The 17,914-nt window shown below is 52.1% G+C and carries 18 protein-coding genes, 1 tRNA gene and 1 riboswitch; of the genes, 16 read left to right on the forward strand and 3 right to left on the reverse strand.

Features of this window, described 5'->3' with window-relative positions:
* The first annotated feature begins 16 nt into the window (after positions 1–16).
* From R3I13_RS20345 to argH, 5 genes are read left to right on the forward strand one after another with little or no spacing between them, the layout of a single operon-like run.
* Entirely contained in the window at positions 17–970 is a 954-nt protein-coding gene (locus R3I13_RS20345; protein ID WP_346319811.1) for an acetylornithine carbamoyltransferase, read from the forward strand.
* Positions 970–1,767: an acetylglutamate kinase gene (gene argB, locus R3I13_RS20350; protein WP_346319812.1), complete on the forward strand. Its 798-nt coding sequence runs from the start codon at positions 970–972 to the stop codon at positions 1,765–1,767. The genes R3I13_RS20345 and argB overlap by 1 nt, the downstream gene beginning before the upstream one ends.
* 2 nt (positions 1,768–1,769) lie before the next feature.
* A complete protein-coding gene (locus R3I13_RS20355; RefSeq protein WP_346319813.1) occupies positions 1,770–2,843 on the forward strand; it encodes a M20 family metallo-hydrolase in 1,074 nt (357 codons plus the stop codon).
* A 6-nt stretch (positions 2,844–2,849) separates the two neighbouring features.
* The gene (locus tag R3I13_RS20360) at positions 2,850–3,428 is read left to right on the forward strand and encodes a GNAT family protein (RefSeq protein WP_346319814.1); all 579 of its coding nucleotides are present in this window, start codon (positions 2,850–2,852) and stop codon (positions 3,426–3,428) included.
* A 17-nt stretch (positions 3,429–3,445) separates the two neighbouring features.
* Positions 3,446–4,777: an argininosuccinate lyase gene (gene argH, locus R3I13_RS20365; RefSeq protein ID WP_346319815.1), complete on the forward strand. Its 1,332-nt coding sequence runs from the start codon at positions 3,446–3,448 to the stop codon at positions 4,775–4,777.
* Here the strand turns inward: argH and R3I13_RS20370 are convergent, their stop codons facing one another.
* Positions 4,778–5,380, reverse strand: a complete 603-nt coding sequence (locus R3I13_RS20370) for a hypothetical protein (protein WP_346319816.1) — start codon at positions 5,378–5,380, stop codon at positions 4,778–4,780.
* A gap of 343 nt (positions 5,381–5,723) precedes the next feature.
* On the reverse strand, positions 5,724–8,099 hold the full coding sequence (locus R3I13_RS20375; RefSeq protein WP_346319817.1) for a TonB-dependent receptor: 2,376 nt from the start codon (positions 8,097–8,099) through the stop codon (positions 5,724–5,726).
* A 90-nt stretch (positions 8,100–8,189) separates the two neighbouring features.
* A riboswitch (TPP riboswitch) is annotated at positions 8,190–8,283 on the reverse strand.
* Between the two features lie 185 nt (positions 8,284–8,468).
* On the opposite strand from R3I13_RS20375, the gene ssb reads away from it, so the two are divergent.
* The 7 genes from ssb (at position 8,469) to R3I13_RS20410 (ending at position 13,091) form a co-directional block, all read left to right on the forward strand.
* Positions 8,469–8,858 carry a single-stranded DNA-binding protein gene (ssb, locus tag R3I13_RS20380; RefSeq protein ID WP_346319818.1) on the forward strand — a complete coding sequence of 130 codons (390 nt, stop codon included), beginning with the start codon at positions 8,469–8,471 and terminating at the stop codon, positions 8,856–8,858.
* Positions 8,859–9,127: 269 nt separating this feature from the next.
* Positions 9,128–9,199 (forward strand) — tRNA-Met (locus tag R3I13_RS20385).
* A 127-nt stretch (positions 9,200–9,326) separates the two neighbouring features.
* A complete protein-coding gene (era, locus tag R3I13_RS20390; RefSeq protein WP_346319819.1) occupies positions 9,327–10,199 on the forward strand; it encodes a GTPase Era in 873 nt (290 codons plus the stop codon).
* Between the two features lie 26 nt (positions 10,200–10,225).
* Positions 10,226–11,542: a ribosome biogenesis GTPase Der gene (gene der / locus R3I13_RS20395; RefSeq protein ID WP_346319820.1), complete on the forward strand. Its 1,317-nt coding sequence runs from the start codon at positions 10,226–10,228 to the stop codon at positions 11,540–11,542.
* Between the two features lie 80 nt (positions 11,543–11,622).
* A complete protein-coding gene (locus R3I13_RS20400) occupies positions 11,623–11,835 on the forward strand; it encodes a hypothetical protein (protein WP_346319821.1) in 213 nt (70 codons plus the stop codon).
* A 186-nt stretch (positions 11,836–12,021) separates the two neighbouring features.
* Entirely contained in the window at positions 12,022–12,570 is a 549-nt protein-coding gene (locus R3I13_RS20405; RefSeq protein ID WP_346319822.1) for a hypothetical protein, read from the forward strand.
* A gap of 77 nt (positions 12,571–12,647) precedes the next feature.
* Positions 12,648–13,091, forward strand: a complete 444-nt coding sequence (locus tag R3I13_RS20410) for a hypothetical protein (protein WP_346319823.1) — start codon at positions 12,648–12,650, stop codon at positions 13,089–13,091.
* Positions 13,092–13,124: 33 nt separating this feature from the next.
* On the opposite strand, the gene R3I13_RS20415 is transcribed toward R3I13_RS20410, so the two are convergent.
* Positions 13,125–14,732, reverse strand: a complete 1,608-nt coding sequence (locus R3I13_RS20415) for a S41 family peptidase (RefSeq protein WP_346319824.1) — start codon at positions 14,730–14,732, stop codon at positions 13,125–13,127.
* A gap of 114 nt (positions 14,733–14,846) precedes the next feature.
* Between R3I13_RS20415 and R3I13_RS20420 the strand changes: the two genes are divergently transcribed.
* From R3I13_RS20420 to R3I13_RS20435, 4 genes are all read left to right on the forward strand, one after another.
* Complete coding sequence (locus R3I13_RS20420; RefSeq protein ID WP_346319825.1) at positions 14,847–15,701, forward strand: N-acetylglucosamine kinase; 855 nt, start codon at positions 14,847–14,849, stop codon at positions 15,699–15,701.
* Between the two features lie 9 nt (positions 15,702–15,710).
* Entirely contained in the window at positions 15,711–16,523 is an 813-nt protein-coding gene (gene murQ, locus R3I13_RS20425; RefSeq protein ID WP_346319826.1) for an N-acetylmuramic acid 6-phosphate etherase, read from the forward strand.
* A 20-nt stretch (positions 16,524–16,543) separates the two neighbouring features.
* The gene (locus R3I13_RS20430; protein WP_346319827.1) at positions 16,544–17,107 is read left to right on the forward strand and encodes a hypothetical protein; all 564 of its coding nucleotides are present in this window, start codon (positions 16,544–16,546) and stop codon (positions 17,105–17,107) included.
* Positions 17,108–17,217: 110 nt separating this feature from the next.
* Positions 17,218–17,904 carry a succinate dehydrogenase cytochrome b subunit gene (locus R3I13_RS20435; protein ID WP_346319828.1) on the forward strand — a complete coding sequence of 229 codons (687 nt, stop codon included), beginning with the start codon at positions 17,218–17,220 and terminating at the stop codon, positions 17,902–17,904.
* Positions 17,905–17,914 lie beyond the last annotated feature (10 nt).

Here is a 17,914-nt window from a genome sequence, read left to right on the forward strand (position 1 = left end):
CAAATGAACAACAACGATGAAACAATTTATTTCCGTGGACGACGTGCCCGGTGTGCCGCAAATAGCGGCTACAGCACTGGATTACAAAAAGAACCCTTTTAAAGACAAAGGGCTGGGTGAGAACAAAACTCTGGGAATGATATTCCTGAACCCGAGTTTGCGCACGCGCCTGAGTACACAGGTGGCGGCCAGGAACCTTGGCATGGAAGTAGTCGTGTTCAATATCGACAAAGAAGGATGGGCCCTCGAAATGAATGATGGCGTTGTGATGAACGGGAATACCACCGAGCATGTGAAAGAAGCTGCCGCCGTGATGGGGCAGTATTTCGACATCCTGTCCATCCGCACCTTTCCCGGCCTGAAGAATAAAGAGGAAGACTACACGGAAAAATATATCAACCAGTTCATCAAATACGCCGGCAAGCCGGTGGTGAGCCTGGAAAGCGCCACCCTGCACCCTTTGCAGAGCCTTACCGACGTGATCACCATCAAGGAACGCTGGAACCAGCCGCGCAAGCCGAAGGTGGTAATGACCTGGGCGCCGCACGTAAAAGCGCTGCCGCAGGCCGTTCCCAACTCCTTCGCGCAATGGATGAACGCCTGGGATGAAGTGGATTTCGTGATCACGCATCCCGAAGGATATGAACTGGACCCGAAGTTTGCCCGCAATGCGCCCGTGATCCATAACCAGCATAAAGCGCTGGAAGGAGCGGATTTTGTGTACGTGAAAAACTGGTCCAGCTACAAAGACTACGGCAAGATCACCTGCACAGATGAAAGCTGGATGGTGACCAACGACACGTTGAAGAACACGAACAACGCGCAGGTGATGCATTGCCTGCCGGTGAGGAGGAACATAGTGATAGCGGACGAAGTGCTGGACGGGCCCAACTCCATTGTGATCCCCGAAGCCGGCAACCGTGTATGGGCGGCGCAGGCTGTATTAAGTGAAATTTTAAAGAACAGGTAATGTCATCTCCCGGAACGGTATATATCATCAAGGTAGGCGGTAATGTGATCGACAATCCCGCATTCCTCGACAGCTTCCTCGCAGACTTTGCCGCAGTGCCCGCATTAAAAGTGCTGATCCACGGCGGCGGCAAAATTGCTACCCGCATTGGGGACAAGCTGGGGATCAAAGCCAATTACGTGAACGGCCGCCGCATCACCGATGCGGAGACCATAGACGTGGTGACGATGGTATACGGCGGGCTGGTGAACAAACAGGTGGTGGCGAAACTGCAGTCCAATGGCTGCAATGCCATCGGGCTTACCGGGGCTGATGCCAACGTCATTCCCGCGGTGAAGCGCCCTGTGAAAGAAACAGACTACGGTTTTGTAGGAGATATTCCCACCGGCGCTGTGCAGACGGCGCCGGTGAAACTGTTACTGGACGCCGGTTTTACCCCGGTGTTCTCCCCGCTCACGCACGACGGGAAAGGACAGATGCTCAATACCAATGCGGATACCATTGCGTCTTCCCTTGCAGTAGCGCTTTCCGAGCATTACACGGTGCGGCTGGTATATTGTTTCGAGAAGAAGGGCGTGCTGCGGAACCCGGAAGACGATGATTCCGTTATCAACCTGATCAACCGTGAAATTTACCAGCAGCTGCTGGCTGAAGGCGTATTGTCCGACGGCATCCTGCCGAAGCTGGACAACGCATTTGCTGCTATCGAAAGCGGTGTCAAAGAAGTGCTCATTGGCCATGCCGGTGACCTGCAAAGGAACACGACCGGTTCGGTAGCGGGTACCTTAATTTGCTAACTATGTGGAACCAACAACGTTACGAGGATGCAGTGAAGCTGTTGAAAGAATTGATCGCCACGCCGTCCTTCAGCAGGGAAGAAGACGCTACAGCCGCTATACTGGTGCGTTTCCTGGAAGAGCACGGCGTAAAACCCGAACGCCATCTGAACAACGTTTGGGCGCTGAACAAACACTTTTCCCCCGGTAAACCGAGCATCCTGCTCAATTCCCATCACGATACCGTAAAACCGAACCCGCAATACACCCGCGATCCTTTTGCGCCCGTTGTAGAAGACGGCAAGCTTTTTGGCCTCGGCAGCAATGATGCGGGTGGTTGCCTCGTGAGCCTTATCGCAGCGTTCCTGCATTTTTACGATGCGGAAAACCTGCCTTACAATATCGTTTTTGCAGCATCGGCCGAAGAAGAGATATCTGGGGTGAACGGCATTGAAAGCATTTTGGCAAAGCTGCCGCCCGTCGATTTTGCGATCGTGGGCGAGCCTACCAAAACAGATCTGGCCGTGGCCGAAAAAGGCCTGATGGTGCTGGATTGCGTGGCACACGGAAAAGCGGGTCATGCTGCGCGCGAGGAAGGTGAAAATGCGCTTTACAAAGCCATGGACGACATCAACTGGTTCCGCACTTACCGCTTCCCCAAAGTGTCTGACACGCTGGGGCCTGTGAAAATGAGCGTGACCGTGATACAGACCTCCAACAAAGCCCACAACGTAGTACCCGCGGAATGTTCCTTCGTGGTAGACGTTCGGGCTACCGATCAATATTCGCTGGAAGAAATGCTGGAGATCATCCGCGCAAATGTGAAATGCGATGTAACGCCGCGCAGCATGCGGATGAGGCCTTCCTTCATCCCGAAAGAACATGCGCTGGTGCAGGCGGGTCTTGGCCTGGGCAAACAGCTTTACGGCTCGCCCACCACGTCTGACCAGGCGCTGATACCCGCCACTTCCGTGAAAGTAGGCCCCGGCGATTCCGCAAGGAGTCATACCGCAGACGAGTTCATTTACCTCGACGAGATCCGCCAGGGCATTGATACATATATCCGGCTGCTATCCGTCGTGAATGGCGTAAATTAGCAGGATATGGAACAACCGGTACTGGAAAACAAACGCGTATTGCTGCGCCCCCTGCAACCTTCCGATGCGGATGCATTGCTGGAAGTGGCGCTGGAACCTTCTCTCTGGGAAGTGGGCCTTACCTGCATCCGCAACCGCGAAGAGCTGGAACGGTATATGCAGATCGCTTTTTCCGAACGCGACCAGGGCCTTTCCATTCCTTACGTGATCATAGACAAAACGAGCGGCAAAGTAGCCGGCAGCACACGATATTGCGGCATCGCGCTGCAGCATAAAAGGACTGAGATAGGGTACACCTGGATACACCCAGGCTTCCAGCGCTCAGGCCTCAACCGCGCCATGAAATTTGCCATGCTGCAATACGCTTTTGAAGTATGGGGCATGAACCGGGTAGAACTGAAAACGGACGAACGTAACGAAAAATCGCGCAATGCCATGGTGGGCATAGGTTGTAAGCAGGAAGGCATTCTTCGCCACCATATGATCACCTGGACCGGCCACCTGCGCAACAGCGTGTTTTTCGGGATGCTGAAAGAAGAATGGCCGGAGATCAAAGAACGCATCTTCGGAAAATATGATTTTTGAGTTTAAACAGAAGCAGTATGAAAATCTGGCAAAAGGATAAAACAGCACTGGCCGAGGTGGAACAATTCACCGTTGGCCGCGACCGCGAAATGGACGCATACCTCGCACCCTTCGACGTGCAGGGCTCCCTTGCGCATATCGCCATGCTTGAATCCATCGGGTTGCTTTCCAGAGAAGACCTCAGCGTGTTGCAGAAAGAGCTGAAGCAGATCTATGCAGAGATCGCCGCGGGGAACTTCGCGCTGGAAGACGGCGTGGAAGACATCCATTCACAAGTGGAACTTTTGCTGACCAGAAGAGTGGGGGAATCGGGCAAGAAGATCCACAGCGGCCGCTCCCGGAACGACCAGGTGCTGGTGGACCTTAAGCTGTTCCTGCGCCATGAGCTGGAAACCATCGTACACGAAACGAAATCACTGTTCGACCTGCTGCAAACGCAGAGCGAAGCTTATAAAAAGCATCTGATGCCCGGCTATACGCACCTGCAGATAGCTATGCCATCATCTTTCGGGCTGTGGTTCGGCGCATATGCTGAAAGCCTGGTAGATGACCTCACCATGCTGCAGGGCGCCTACAAAGTGGTGAATAAAAACCCCCTGGGATCCGCCGCAGGCTATGGTTCCAGCTTCCCGCTGAACCGCACCATGACCACGGAGTTGCTGGGTTTCGAGACGCTCAACTACAACGTAGTATACGCCCAGATGGGCCGCGGTAAAACGGAAAAATTGGTAGCCTTTGCTCTCGCAGGCATTGCGGCTACCCTTTCCAAAATGGCCATGGACGCTTGTTTGTTCATGAACCAGAACTTCGGTTTCATCAGCTTCCCCGACGAACTGACAACTGGTTCCAGCATCATGCCGCACAAAAAGAATCCTGATGTATGGGAACTGATCCGCTCTCACTGCAATAAACTGCAGGCGTTGCCTAACGAGATAGCCATGATGACGGTGAACCTGCCTTCAGGCTACCACCGCGACCTGCAGCTGTTGAAAGAGAACCTGTTCCCCGCGTTTACCACGCTGCGGAACTGTTTGCAAATGAGCAGGCTTATGCTTGAAAATATCCGCATCAAAGAGGACATTCTTAAAGACGATAAATACCAATACCTGTTCAGCGTAGAAGTTGTGAACCGCCTGGTGCTGGAAGGCACGCCTTTCCGGGAAGCTTACAGGCAGGTAGGCCTGGATATCGAAAAAGGCAATTTTAAACCCGATACCGACATTCATCACACACATGAAGGCAGTATCGGCAACCTGGAGAACGACGCCGTTAAAGCACAGATGGAGGCAGTTTTGAAAGGGTTTCCCTTTGAACAGGTGCATGCGGCGATTGAGGCGTTGGTGAAGTGATCAGGGCCATATTACTTCTTTCCGTGGCACGAAAAATCCTTTGATGCAGTTCGGGTTCCGTATGCATATCTGAATATGGGTTTTGGAATGAAAGCCTGCATTTTTATATAAAGGCTCGCCTTCAATAAAAACGCCCCTCACTGAATCGAATGGGGGATTACCATATTTGTTATTCATGTGATGAATGTTTTCAATCACCCTGCAATCAAGCTCCCTCAAAACATTATCTTTTGAATTTTGTGTATCCCAATTTTTGGGAAGCTGGCTTTCGTTATGTGCAGATTTTTTTAAGGACTCATAGGAGAACTTAACAAGGTCGATCCATTTTTTGTCCATAAGATCGAGGCAATGTCCGAGGTCCAGGACTGCGCCGAGCACGGCAGGTTGCAGGAATTTTTTCTTACCGGGAGGGGCCGTCGCAAAATCTAACGCCCTTTCATAATTATTTTGCCAGAAATAGTATCCCTGACCAAGCCAGTCGTACCTGTTTTTACTGGCTTGCAGCATAGTTTTATCTGCAATGATTTGATCTCTGACTGACTGTTCACAGCCGTGAAAGCCCATTACCAATCCAGGCTTTGCGGAATAAATCACATCCGGCATATAGATTTCTATATGAGGTTAACAACAATGCAGCAGTGGTATTCAGGAACTTTTTTTCCTGGATGCAGTTCTCTTTTTTGTCGAGATCGAATTGAAATATACAATTAGATCCGGCAATAGATGACGCATACCCAGCTCATCAATGAGCTTGTCCCGGGCAGCCTGGGAGCGGGACAATTCCCGCCGCTGCGCGATCAGTGCTTTTTTTAGCGCTTTATAGTGTTCTGTATCTGTCATATTTCAAAACTAAGTGAATTTGATGATTAAAAAAAACATCAAAAAGGCCGTTCAAAAAAAGTGAATTACTTTTTTGAACGGCCTTCTCACTTTGCGGGAAACCATGTCAGAATGCGACTCTCACCCCCGTCATAAAATTAAACCTTGCCATCGGCAGGTAGCTGTTCTGCGCCTTCTGCATGCCTTCTTCTATGTACGAATACGTGAAGCCGTTGGGCACGTATTTCACATCGAAAATATTGTTCAGCATCAGTTGCAGCGCCAGTTCTTTGAAGAAGTGCTGCGGAACAGTGTAGTTGAACCGCAGGTCGTTCACGAGGTATGATTTAAGACTGCGCGCCAGGTCGGAGGTATTGTCCAGGTACTGGCGGCCTGTGTATTTGCCCAGCCAGTCGATGCTGAGGCCTTTTACGGGGCGCGCGGTAACGGTGTAGCCGAAGATGAGTTCGGGAGAGAAGGAGATGTCGCGGTCTTTGTAAGACACGGTTTTTTGCCCGCCATTGTCCCAGTCATCCACGAATTCGGAGAAGTCCGGGATGCGGTTCCTGCTCAGCGCTACGTTGCCCGCCAGGGTAAGTTGCGGGCACAGGTTGTAGTATCCTTCCAGCTCTACGCCGAGACGATAGCTTTCCGGGATATTGGTCCTGGCGTATGCGCCTACATCGTTGATCCTGCCGGTGAGCACCAACTGGTTTTTATAATTCATGTAATACACGTTGGCCTGCAGCCCTGCATTTTGTGCATGCAGTACGTAACCGGCTTCGAGGTTGCGCAGGGTCTCATGTTCCGGCGTTTCTGTAACGCCCGCTTCGAAGTCGTCGCGGTTCGGCTCTTTGTTGCCGATGGCGAAGGATGCGTATACATGCTGCTGGTCGTTTAGCTGGAAAGTGAGGCCTGCTTTGGGATTGAAGAAGTTGTATTCCTCGTCCCTCCGGATGCCCGGGTTGTTGCGGAATCCGTTCAGCTCATAGTTCACATGCCTGTACTGCACATCCGCGAATGCGCGGAGTTTCGCAGTGATGGCGAATTCGCCTTTCCAGTAGATATTGAAATCTGATTTATGCGCATCAAGATCATACCAGCGGTGGTCTTTATCAAAGCCGCCGTTCTGCGCCCAGATCACTTTGCCATAGTGTTTGCCATCGTAACGGTTCCAGCCGCCGCCTGCGCTCCAGTTGAAGCGGCTCAGCTCCTGGCGGAATGAAAAGATGCCGCCGTAGAAGTGATTGTCCAGCCACAGCTGGCGGATGAGGTCGGTGGTGTTGACGGGAGCGCCGTTCACCACGGGAGGTTCCACGCCGAAGTCCGCATAACTTTCATCGTTGCGGTAGTTCTCATAATAACCGCGGCCGCGGGTGTAATGCAGCGCTATGTTGAAGTTTATATCCGGGCGGAGGGCCTGGTTGAAGAACAGCTGGTAGTGGTCCTGCTGGTAGTTGTCTGTTTCGTTGTCGTAGAACTGTCCTGGTTTTGAGGCGATGGCGCCGCTGGGATTATAAGTGCGGTTGGTGTCCAGGTCGCCCTGGGAGATGCCGTTCCAGGCCTGGTAAGTTTTTTCCTTACCGGAAAAGACGTTGAGGCGCACCGCCGTTTTTTTGGAGATGTAAGCGGCGGAGGTGTAGAAGGATTTCAGGTCAGAAGAAGCCCTGTCTACATACCCGTTTGAAGATATCTTAGACAGCCTTGCATCGAAGGTGAAGTGATTATTGATAAGGCCGGAACCTGCTTTCACCGTGGTTTTCCAGGTATCGAACGAGCCGTACCCGGCATTCACTTCACCGTATGCTTTTTCGTTGTATTCGTTGGTGGAGAGGTTGAGTGTGGCCCCGAAAGCGCCTGCGCCGTTGGTGGAAGTGCCTACGCCCCGTTGCAGCTGTATGCTGTTTACAGACGATGCGAAGTCGGGCATGTTGACGAAGAAGGTTCCCTGCGATTCCGCGTCGTTGATAGGAATACCGTTTACTGTTACGTTGATGCGGGTGATGTCGCTGCCGCGGACGCGGAGGCCGGTGTAGCCTACGCCAGCGCCTGCATCTGAACTGGTCACCACGGAAGGCAGCTGGTTCAGCAGCAGCGGGAGGTCCTGGCCGAGGTTCTGTTTGGCGATATCTTCTTTACCGAGGTCGCTTTTGGTGAAAGGGGCGTTCCTGCCGGCGCGGAGGCTGGCTATTTCAACGGCTTTCACGAAGAGGCCGGTTTCCTGCAAGGAAAAATCGGCAGTGGCGGCGCCGGGTTGCAGCGTATCGCGGAGGGAGCTGAAGCCCAGGAAGCTGGCCTGCAATATGGGCGCAGTTTGCGCGGGAATGGTGATGCGGTATTGGCCCTTGTTGTTGGTAAAGGTGCTGGGGCCGTTCAATACGGCCACTGTGGCGCCTTCGAGCGGTTTACCCGTGTTCCGGTCCGTTACCGTGCCCGAAACCCTGGTTTGAGCCTGCGCAAAGCCGCTGAGGGCTACGAGCGCAAGCAGGATCATTGTTTTCATTGTCATCCTGTTTATACACATGTTAATGTTCATGCCCGGTCACAGCGCATGCAGGGCATCCGCTGTCAACTATCGTAAAATAACAGGTAAGGAAACATCGCTTACCTTTCCTAACCAGCATTACCTGGTCCAGGTTCAACGGGTGTGATCTCAGCCTGATAGTAAGGCACCCCGAGGTGAAAAGGGATCTGGAAATGAGTGTGCGATCCGGTTTCTGCTGCAAAGTTAGACACATGGAAGGAATTTGGAGGAAATATTTTTCCGGATCAGTTTTTTTCTTATCTTCAGAAAGTTAACCGTCATACATCCTGCTTAAATTCCCCTGCACCGGTATTTTTTATTTATTGTTAACCTTTAACCATCATTCAGATGATCAAGCTTTCGTTAATCGGGCATCTGGGACAAGATGCTGTGATGAACACCGTCAACGGGAAAAATGTGCTCAACTTTAGTGTAGCGCACAACGAGCGTTTCAAAACTGCCGCAGGCGAAGTGAAAGAACGCACTATCTGGGCCAATTGCGCATTATGGGCGCCGAACTCCATTGGCCCTTATTTGCTCCAGGGAACTTACGTGTATGTGGAGGGCACGCCTTACATGGAAATGTATACGGACAAAAAAGGACAGCCCGCCGTATCGCTGAAGCTCCGCGTTACGAATGTGCAGCTGCTGGCCGGCGGTTCGCGCAGCGGTGAAAGGGCCGGGGAAGGAAAAGAGGCTACTGAACCGGATCAGCCAATGGACGATCTGCCGTTTTAGAAAGCGGGAGAGGAGTGGAGCGGTAATTGCCTGCGATTTGTTTGGTTGATGCCTGTTGAATAAACGGCCAGACAATCTGATGTCGGAAACAAAGAACTTCCGCCTGTCAGCCAGGCAGACCATCAGCTGTTTCACAGAATGAAATAAAAATTCAAACAGCTGTAACCCGCCGTGGTACCTGATTTTCAATACCTAATCAATATGTTTTCCGTTTTCGGAGCGAAAAATATTTGGTGGCGTAGAAAATTCGCTTACCTTTGCACCCACATTGCGAGGTAGAGCAGAGGTAGCTCGTCGGGCTCATAACCCGAAGGTCAGAGGTTCGAATCCTCTCCTCGCTACAAAAAATTAAAGGTCCCGCTCAAGGAGCGGGATTTTTTATTTAGGGAAACCAGGTACGGACCCGGCCCTAACGGCTTTTCTAATTTGTAGTACCTTTGCACCCGAACGCAAACTAAACGATCTCATATGCACCGTGCAGGATTTGTGAACATCTTCGGTAAACCCAATGCCGGGAAAAGTACTTTGCTCAACGCTTTGCTGGGCGAAAAACTGGCTATTGTGTCGCCCAAGGTGCAAACAACCCGCCACCGCATAACCGGCATCGTTACCGAACCAGGCTACCAGGTTGTGTTTTCGGATACCCCGGGCATAATAGACCCGAAGTATAAAATGCATGAGAAGATGATGGGCGCCGTGAAATCGGCCCTGGAAGATGCAGACGTTGCCCTGCTGCTCATGGACGCAAAGGATGATACCGAAGACACGCTCGCGCTGTTCAGCTCGCTTAAGCTGAAAGCCACCAGCATTCTCGTGGTCAACAAAATGGACACGCTGGAAAAGCCCGCGCAGGAAGCACTCCGCGAACGCCTCGAAAAATGGGGCAAAGCCAAAGCCATCGTGTTCATTTCCGCCCTGCAAAAGAAAGGGCTCGATGAACTGATGAAGGCCATCCTGCAGCAACTGCCCGAAAGCGAGCCGTTTTACCCGGAAGACACGCTCACAGACCGCTCCACCCGCTTCTTCGTGGCCGAGCTGATCCGTGAAAAAATCTTCCACCTGTTCGACGAGGAGATACCTTATCATACAGCCGTGCTCGTTACCCAGTTCCAGGAAAAGAACACCCTCACCAAGATCTCCGCGGAGATCATCGTGACGCGGGAAACGCAGAAAGGCATTATCCTCGGGGAAAAAGGGAAAAGCATCCGCGAGATCGGGTCGCAGGCTAGAGCGGATATTGAAAAGTTCCTGGACCGCAAAGTGTTCCTGGAACTGCATGTGAAAGTGCGCGGCAAATGGCGTGACAACGATACTTACCTGCGCGAGTACGGGTTGGTTTAACAAGACATTTTAAAAACAAGATCGATATGCCTGGTTTTACAGTAGCAATTGTGGGACGCCCCAACGTGGGAAAATCTACGCTGTTCAACCGCTTGCTGGAGCAGCGGAAGGCCATTGTGGACGACGTGAGCGGCGTAACCCGCGACCGGCAGTACGGTTTGGCCGATTGGAACGGCAAGACCTTCAACGTTATTGATACCGGGGGATTCGTTTCCCGGAGCGAAGACGTGTTTGAACGCGAGATACGCAAACAGGTGAAAATAGCCATGGAAGAGGCGAACGTGCTGATCTTCATGGTAGATGTGACAACCGGCATTACAGACCTGGACGCCGATGTGGCCGACCTGCTGCGCCGTTCCGCCAAACCCGTGTTCCTCGCCGTCAACAAAGTGGACAACCACGAACGCCAGCTGGAGGCCGCAGAGTTCTACAGTATGGGCTTCGAGCGTATATTTTTCCTCTCTTCCATGAGCGGCAGCGGCACCGGCGAACTGCTGGACGAAGTGGCCGCCCTCATCCCGGAAGATGAACAGGCTACGCCGGGCGAAGAAGAAGGCATTCCGAAGATCGCCATCATCGGCCAGCCGAACGTAGGCAAATCCAGCCTGCTGAACGCGCTGATAGGCGAGGAGCGCAACATCGTGTCCGACATCGCCGGTACCACCCGCGATACCATTCATACCCGTTACAAGCTGTTCCAGAAAGATTTTGTACTGATAGACACCGCCGGCATCCGCCGCAAATCGAAGGTGCATGAAGACCTGGAGTTCTATTCCGTGATCCGCGCCATCAAAGCGCTGGATGAAGCGGATGTATGCCTTCTGCTGCTGGATGCTGAAAAAGGTATCGCGGCACAGGATCTCAGCATTTTCAGCCTGGCCGCCCGCAAAGGCAAGGGCATCGTGATCATGGTGAACAAATGGGACCTGGTGGAAAAAGAAACCAATACCGCACGCGACTATGAAAAAGTGCTGAAACAGCGCCTGGCGCCGTTTACCGACGTTCCCATCATTTTCGCGTCCGTGACCGAAAAACAAAGGATATTCAAAGCGATAGAAACTGCCCTGGAAGTGTATGAAAACCGCCAGCGCAAAGTGCAGACCTCCAAACTGAACGATGTGATGCTGAAGGCCGTAGAGGCATTTCGCCCGCCGGTAGTGAGGGGAACGGCCATCAAGATCAAATATGTGACGCAGTTGCCTACGCAAACGCCCTCTTTTGCTTTCTTCGCCAACCTGCCGGACGATATCAAAACGCCTTATAAGAACTACCTGGAAAACAAACTCCGCGAAAACTTTAATTTCCAGGGCGTTCCGGTAAGGATTTTCTTCCGGAAGAAGTAAATTCCTGTTATTAAATAAAAATATATTTTGTACTACGGGAATTTTGAATAACTTTGCGCCGATTTAAAAACAAAATCAACATGAAAAAATTATTCGTATTAGCTATCGCTACCGGCCTGTTCGTTGCTTGCAACAGCAGCTCTACTGCCACTACTGACTCTACCACTACCACCGTTGATTCTTCTACCCTGCAGGCAGCTCCTCCGGCTGACTCTTCAGTTGTTGCTGACTCTACCGTAGTTGCTGCTGATTCTACCGTAGCTCCTGCTGCTGACAGCGCTCACAAACACTAATCAGGGTTTGCGATAACCATATGGTCCCTCCGGCATGCCGGGGGGATTTTTTATTGTGCCCGCCTTCCGACCTTTTATTGTGCTGCCATCGCCGCAATTTTAACATCCCCGCTGCGTTTTTTCAGGAATTCATAACCGCCTTTGGCACAGCAATTGTTTTAAGGGCTCAGCAAACCGGACCGTCTGATGAAAAAATTCCTGGTAATCCTGCTGCTCCTCGCCGGGGCGCATCTTTATACCTTTTCCCAACCTACGGGGAATGATTATGTTTTCCGCTTCCCCGGCACTGACCTGCAAGGGCTTGCGCAGCTCCCCGCTTCCGCGCGCGACAGCATCCTGCAGGCTTTTTCACAATTCAATCCCGACCAGCTTTCTTTTGAAGGCACTGAAATTTCCCCCGACAACCGCGCCCAGCTCCGTACCGTGATCCTGGAAATGATGGAAACCGTGAAAACCGTCATCAAAGACCCTTCCAGCGCTGCTGCAATGGAGAAGAAGATGGAGGGGCTCCGCAAAAAGCTGGACGACGTGCAGGCAGACATCCAGCTGGATGAAGCGCTGGCTGACCTGAAAGCCGATTACGAAAAAAGCCGCATCCAACGCACGAAGGAATTTGAAGATAAAACCTATACCACGGATAAGGATAAACGCGTGGCCCGCAGGGAGTTGGAACAGGAACTGCGCGATCTGAAACGCGACTACGAAGAAGACCGCGCCCGCATCCGCAAACGCTGATCACCCGTTGGTGTCATATTTCGAATTATGGGAATATGTATATTTGGCCAACCGAATATCCTTATAACCGTATACCTATGTTCTCGTCCAAACTGACCCTCTACGTCATCCTGGTATGGCTTACCAGCTTAAGCCTGCCCCCGCTGATCATTCTCATTCTTTTGCAGCTGAACGAACAATCCGTTTACGCGTCCTGGAACTTCAGTTTTGTGTATATCCTTGCCCTGCTGGTATCCGTATTGTACGGCCTGCCCGGCCTCCTGCTTTTCGCCTGGATGGGGTACCGCGCTTTCAAAAAAGAAACAAGCCTGAAAATCAAAAGGATCGCGATGGTGAAAGCGGTAGGATTGAGTGTGGTGCTTACTTTCCTGGTATTTCCGCTGGTAGATCCTGCCAATATTTTCGAGGAGTTCGGGTGGGGAAGATTATTCATCGTGCTCGTATACCTCACTACCGCCATTGCTGCTGCGTGGTTTTACCCGCTGGAAGACCGGCCTGAAATAAAAAACCTCCCGCAGTAAGGGGAGGTTTTTATTAAAGTATTTTCTGGTAATTTATTTCATATTCGCCAGTTCGCCCACCGCGCGGTCAATCACTTTATCACCGTGGTTGATCACCATGTAATATCCTTCACTTCTCCACAACTGCCTTGCCAGTAAGGCTTTCAGCCGGAGGGTGATCTCCTGGAGATCGTTCGCACCCAGCTTGTCCGTTTTCACCTGCTGGCTGCCGGCGAAGTTGCGGAAGGAATTGATCAGCGCATTGTCTACATGGAACTTCGCATTAAAATCTTCCGCGCTTTTATATTGTTTGAACGATCCTGCATTGGCAGTGTAGTATTCGTAAATGAAATTGCCGAAAACATTACGGGTATACAGCTCCGTTAGCAATTGCGAATAGCGGGTGGTATCGAAAGGAATGAACACGTCGGGCATGATGCCGCCTCCGCCATACACGATCTTGCCGGCGGGCGTTTTGAATTTCAGCGAGCTGTCTACCGGGCGGATGCTGTCCTGGTTCAGGAATTCGCCATGGTTATAACGGTTGGCGATATCTTCTTCATAAGCCGCGCGGCCGTTCTCATAGCTTTTCTGGATGCTGCGGCCGCTGGGCAGGTAATACCTGGCAATGGTGAGGCGCAGGGTGCCGCCGTTGTTGAGGTCGAAAGGTTCCTGTACGAGGCCTTTACCGAAGCTGCGCCGCCCGATGATCTCGCCGCGGTCCCAGTCCTGCACGGCGCCGGCCAGTACTTCACTGGCGGAGGCGGAGCCTTCATCCACGAGGATGGTGAGCGGGCCTTTTTCGAAAACGCCCGGGCGGGTGCAGTTATAATCCTGGCGGGGAGAGTTCTTTCCCTGCGTGTATACGATGAGTTTATTGCCGTCCAGCAGCTCGTCTGCCAGGCGGGTAGCCGCATCCAGCAGACCGCCGCCGTTCTGGCGGAGGTCGATGATGAGCTTTTGCATGCCCAGCTTTTGCAGCTTGCGGGTTGCTTCCATGAACTCGGTATAGGTGGTGGCGGCAAATTTGCTGATCTTAATATAGCCCACGCCGGGAGCGGTCATGTAGCTGGCGTCCACACTATTGAGCGGTATCAGCCCGCGTTTGATGGTAACGCCGAGCTCCTTGCTGCCGCGCAGCAGGGTGGCCTTTACGGTGGAATTGCGGGGGCCGCGCAGCAGCTTGCGGATCCTTTCGTTGGAGATCTCTTTCCCGGTTACCACGATAGAATCGTTGACGCGGAGGATCTTATCGCCGGTGAGCAGGCCGGCAGCATCTGAAGGCCCGCCGGCGATGACGTTCACGATGTTCACCGTGTCGCGGATGATGTTGAACTCCACGCCGATACCTTCAAAATTACCGTCCAGGTCTTCATTCACTTCCTGCACATCGGCGGGGGGGATATACACGGAATGCGGGTCCAGGTGGGAGAGAAGTCCTTCTATGGCCTCTTCCTGCGCGGTGGCAACATCCAGTGTATCCACATAATTATACTTCAGCAGGTCCATTACTTCCTGGATGGTACCCTTGTTATTCCTGAAAAAGGCACGGGAATCGCTGTTGCGGGTTTGGGGCATCTTATGCCCGAGGTACATGCCCAGTGCCAGAACCAGGGCAAATAACAGCGGCAGAAACACTTTTAACTTCCTGTTATCCGACATATGAATATTTAAAACGTTGACGGGAATGACCCTTTTGCTTAACTTGTGAACAAAAATAACATATTCATAAGCAAAACATCTACATCTAAACTTTAATTTCATAAACGATTGGATATGGCTTCGAAAGTTAAGCTGGTGGCGGATAGCGGGTCTACAAAAACGGAATGGTGCCTGATGGACGGTAAGTTGCGCAGCACTTACAACACGCAGGGCATCAGCCCCTATTTTCAAACCAGCGTTCAGATGGAAGAGCTGATAAGGGAAGAATTGCTGCCGCAGCTGGAAGGCAGGGCGCCGGATGAGCTGTTCTACTACGGCACCGGCTGTTCGGCGGAGCAGAATGTAAAGCTGGTGCACAAAGCCCTGCAAGCCGTATGGCCCCAGGCAAAAATATCGGTGAATACAGACCTGCTGGGCGCCGCCCGCGCGCTTTGCGGCCGTGAGCCCGGCATTGCCAGCATCCTGGGCACCGGCTCCAATTCCTGTTATTACGATGGAAACGAAATAGTAAAAAACAATCCCGGCCTGGGTTTCATCCTGGGAGACGAAGGCAGCGGGGCTTTCCTTGGGAAAAAAGTGCTGCAGTACTATCTCTACCAGACCTTCGACGATGAAATGCGTTTCCGCTTCGACCAGAAGTTCAGCACCGGCCGCGACCAGATACTGGACAGCATATACCGCAAGCCCCTGCCCAACCGCTACCTCGCGTCGTTCACGCCTTTCCTGGCCGAGAACAGGGGGCATTACATGATCGAGAACATCCTGGAAGACGGGCTGAACGAATTCTTTTTCAACCACATTTACAAATACAGCGAAAGCTGGACCGCTCCCCTCCACTTCACCGGCAGCGTGGCATGGCATTTCAGGGATATCATCGAAGAGCTTTGCCAGCTGTACGAGCTGCAGCTGGGAAGAGTGCTCCGCAACCCGATGGACGGGCTTACTGTTTTTCATGAAGACAATGAATAATTCTCCGATATGGCATTTATCAAAGTAACCGAACAAGCAAGTCATTACCGTCACCTCGAGCAGATGACCGTGCAGGAAGTGCTCACCAATATCAATAAGGAAGATAAGACCGTTTCCGAAGCCGTGGAGAAGGCTATCCCCCAGATCACGAAACTCACCGCGGCCATTGCCGATAAAATGCTGGCCGGCGGCCGCCTGTTTTACCTGGGCGCCGGCACCAGCGGCCGCCTCGGCATACTGGACGCTTCCGAATGCCCGCCCACTTATGGCGTGCCACAGGGCCTCGTGGTAGGCCTTATTGCAGGCGGCGACTCTGCCATCCGCCGCGCCGTGGAGAACGCGGAAGACGACCGGGAGCAGGGCTGGCGCGACCTCCAGCAATGGAACATCAGCGATAAAGACGTAGTGGTAGGCATCGCCGCGAGCGGTACCACGCCTTACGTGATCGGCGCCTTACAGGCCTGCAGGGCCAATGGCATTACCACCGGCAGCATCAGCTGTAACCCCGGCGCGCCTGTGTCCGAACAGGCGGACTTTCCCGTGGAAGTAGTGGTAGGCCCCGAATTCGTAACCGGCAGCACCCGCATGAAAAGCGGCACCGCGCAGAAACTCGTGCTGAACATGATCTCCACCACCGTGATGATCCAGCTGGGAAGGGTGGAAGACAATAAAATGGTGAACATGCAGCTGAGCAACGACAAACTGGTAGACAGGGGCGTGAAAATGGTGATGGAACAGCTGCAGCTCACGGACTACACGGCCGCCAAAGAACTGCTGCTGGAATTTGGCAGCGTGAAGAAAGCGGTGGAAAGCCGGAAGTAAAAAAATCTTAAATTGCCGTCATGCATGAGATAGAACCATTCTATAACTGGCGGCACCTGTACACAGCTGAAGAAGATGAGCTGTCGCCGTTCTATGGGCGTGAATATAGCGAGTTTGAATTCTCCAATACGGTTTATAACTACTACATTCATCCCCAATGGGATGACTTTGGCGCTCCCAATCTTTATATGAAGATCCTGTTCGCCGATTACCAGTTCAATTACGCGATCATTGAGCTGATCGGCGAGTGGAACGATGCCGTGGAAAACAACATCATGACCCTGAAAAGGGATATCATCGATGTGCTGATCGCCCGGGGCATTTATAAATTCATCCTCATCGGCGAAAACGTGCTCAACTACTATTCCTCAGATGATTGTTATTACGAAGAATGGTGGGACGACATCCGTGATGAGGGCGGCTGGATCGTGCTGCTGAACCTCCCTGTACAAACGCGGCAGGAATTCGAACGCTCCCGCCTTGAGACCTATGTAAACCTCCTCGACGAGCCTAAATGGAGAACTTTTCTTCCCCAGCACTTGTTTAATCTCGTAGATAACTGGATGATGCGCCGCCTTGAATAGGCCTTTTTCGTGATAAATATCATTTGGTTTTAATTTTTCATGTTATAAATTTGCCCGACATTTCACTTATTCTTATTTATTCATACTAAAGGAAGCTTAGAACGTATCTTATGAAATGGTCGCAATTCTTTAATACCTCCATTGGTAAAAAATTGCTGGTAGGCGCTACCGGTCTGTTCCTGTGCTCATTCGTGATCGTGCACCTGGCCGGTAACCTTGCATTACTGAAAGAGGACGGGGGAGAGGCTTTTAACACCTATGCCGCCTTCATGGGGCATAACGGCCTGATCCAGTTCATTGCCTGGGGGTTAAAAATCGTGATCCTCATCCACCTGGTAATCGCACTCCAGCTTACTTTCCGGAACAGGGCAGCCCGTCCTGTCAAATACGCGGTACATCCCGGCAACAAAACATCCTCCTGGTTCAGCCGGCAGATGGCCATCATGGGCAGCGTTCTCTTCATTTTCATCGTTATTCACCTCTCCCAGTTCTGGTGGGCCATGCACTACGGCGAGATCGGTGAGGTCAGCTATGGCGCCGTTACCAAAGTAGGCAACCTTTACGAAGTGGTTTGGTTTGCTTTTAAGGAACTCTGGATCGTAGCGCTCTACGTGCTCGGCATGGTGGCCCTTTCGTTCCACCTGATCCACGGCTTCAAAAGCGCCTGCCAGACCTTCGGCCTCAACCATCCAAAGTACAACGGACTGATCAGCTTCATCGGGGTATGGTTCTTCGGGATCCTCATCCCTGTTGGTTTTGCTGTAATACCGGTTGTTATTTACATTAAACAAATCTGATAAAGCAAGG

This window comes from Chitinophaga sp. YIM B06452, from assembly GCF_039655965.1.
In the GTDB taxonomy this organism is placed as follows: domain Bacteria; phylum Bacteroidota; class Bacteroidia; order Chitinophagales; family Chitinophagaceae; genus Chitinophaga.

Excerpts from the sequence above, each read along its gene's own strand:
- R3I13_RS20345 (WP_346319811.1), top strand. The coding sequence starts at position 17 with ATGAAACAATTTATTTCCGTGGACGACGTGCCCGGTGTGCCGCAAATA.
- argB (WP_346319812.1), top strand. The coding sequence starts at position 970 with ATGTCATCTCCCGGAACGGTATATATCATCAAGGTAGGCGGTAATGTG.
- R3I13_RS20355 (WP_346319813.1), top strand. The coding sequence starts at position 1,770 with ATGTGGAACCAACAACGTTACGAGGATGCAGTGAAGCTGTTGAAAGAA.
- R3I13_RS20360 (WP_346319814.1), top strand. The coding sequence starts at position 2,850 with ATGGAACAACCGGTACTGGAAAACAAACGCGTATTGCTGCGCCCCCTG.
- argH (WP_346319815.1), top strand. The coding sequence starts at position 3,446 with ATGAAAATCTGGCAAAAGGATAAAACAGCACTGGCCGAGGTGGAACAA.
- R3I13_RS20370 (WP_346319816.1), bottom strand. The coding sequence starts at position 5,380 with ATGCCGGATGTGATTTATTCCGCAAAGCCTGGATTGGTAATGGGCTTT.
- R3I13_RS20375 (WP_346319817.1), bottom strand. The coding sequence starts at position 8,099 with ATGAAAACAATGATCCTGCTTGCGCTCGTAGCCCTCAGCGGCTTTGCG.
- ssb (WP_346319818.1), top strand. The coding sequence starts at position 8,469 with ATGATCAAGCTTTCGTTAATCGGGCATCTGGGACAAGATGCTGTGATG.
- era (WP_346319819.1), top strand. The coding sequence starts at position 9,327 with ATGCACCGTGCAGGATTTGTGAACATCTTCGGTAAACCCAATGCCGGG.
- der (WP_346319820.1), top strand. The coding sequence starts at position 10,226 with ATGCCTGGTTTTACAGTAGCAATTGTGGGACGCCCCAACGTGGGAAAA.
- R3I13_RS20400 (WP_346319821.1), top strand. The coding sequence starts at position 11,623 with ATGAAAAAATTATTCGTATTAGCTATCGCTACCGGCCTGTTCGTTGCT.
- R3I13_RS20405 (WP_346319822.1), top strand. The coding sequence starts at position 12,022 with ATGAAAAAATTCCTGGTAATCCTGCTGCTCCTCGCCGGGGCGCATCTT.
- R3I13_RS20410 (WP_346319823.1), top strand. The coding sequence starts at position 12,648 with ATGTTCTCGTCCAAACTGACCCTCTACGTCATCCTGGTATGGCTTACC.
- R3I13_RS20415 (WP_346319824.1), bottom strand. The coding sequence starts at position 14,732 with ATGTCGGATAACAGGAAGTTAAAAGTGTTTCTGCCGCTGTTATTTGCC.
- R3I13_RS20420 (WP_346319825.1), top strand. The coding sequence starts at position 14,847 with ATGGCTTCGAAAGTTAAGCTGGTGGCGGATAGCGGGTCTACAAAAACG.
- murQ (WP_346319826.1), top strand. The coding sequence starts at position 15,711 with ATGGCATTTATCAAAGTAACCGAACAAGCAAGTCATTACCGTCACCTC.
- R3I13_RS20430 (WP_346319827.1), top strand. The coding sequence starts at position 16,544 with ATGCATGAGATAGAACCATTCTATAACTGGCGGCACCTGTACACAGCT.
- R3I13_RS20435 (WP_346319828.1), top strand. The coding sequence starts at position 17,218 with ATGAAATGGTCGCAATTCTTTAATACCTCCATTGGTAAAAAATTGCTG.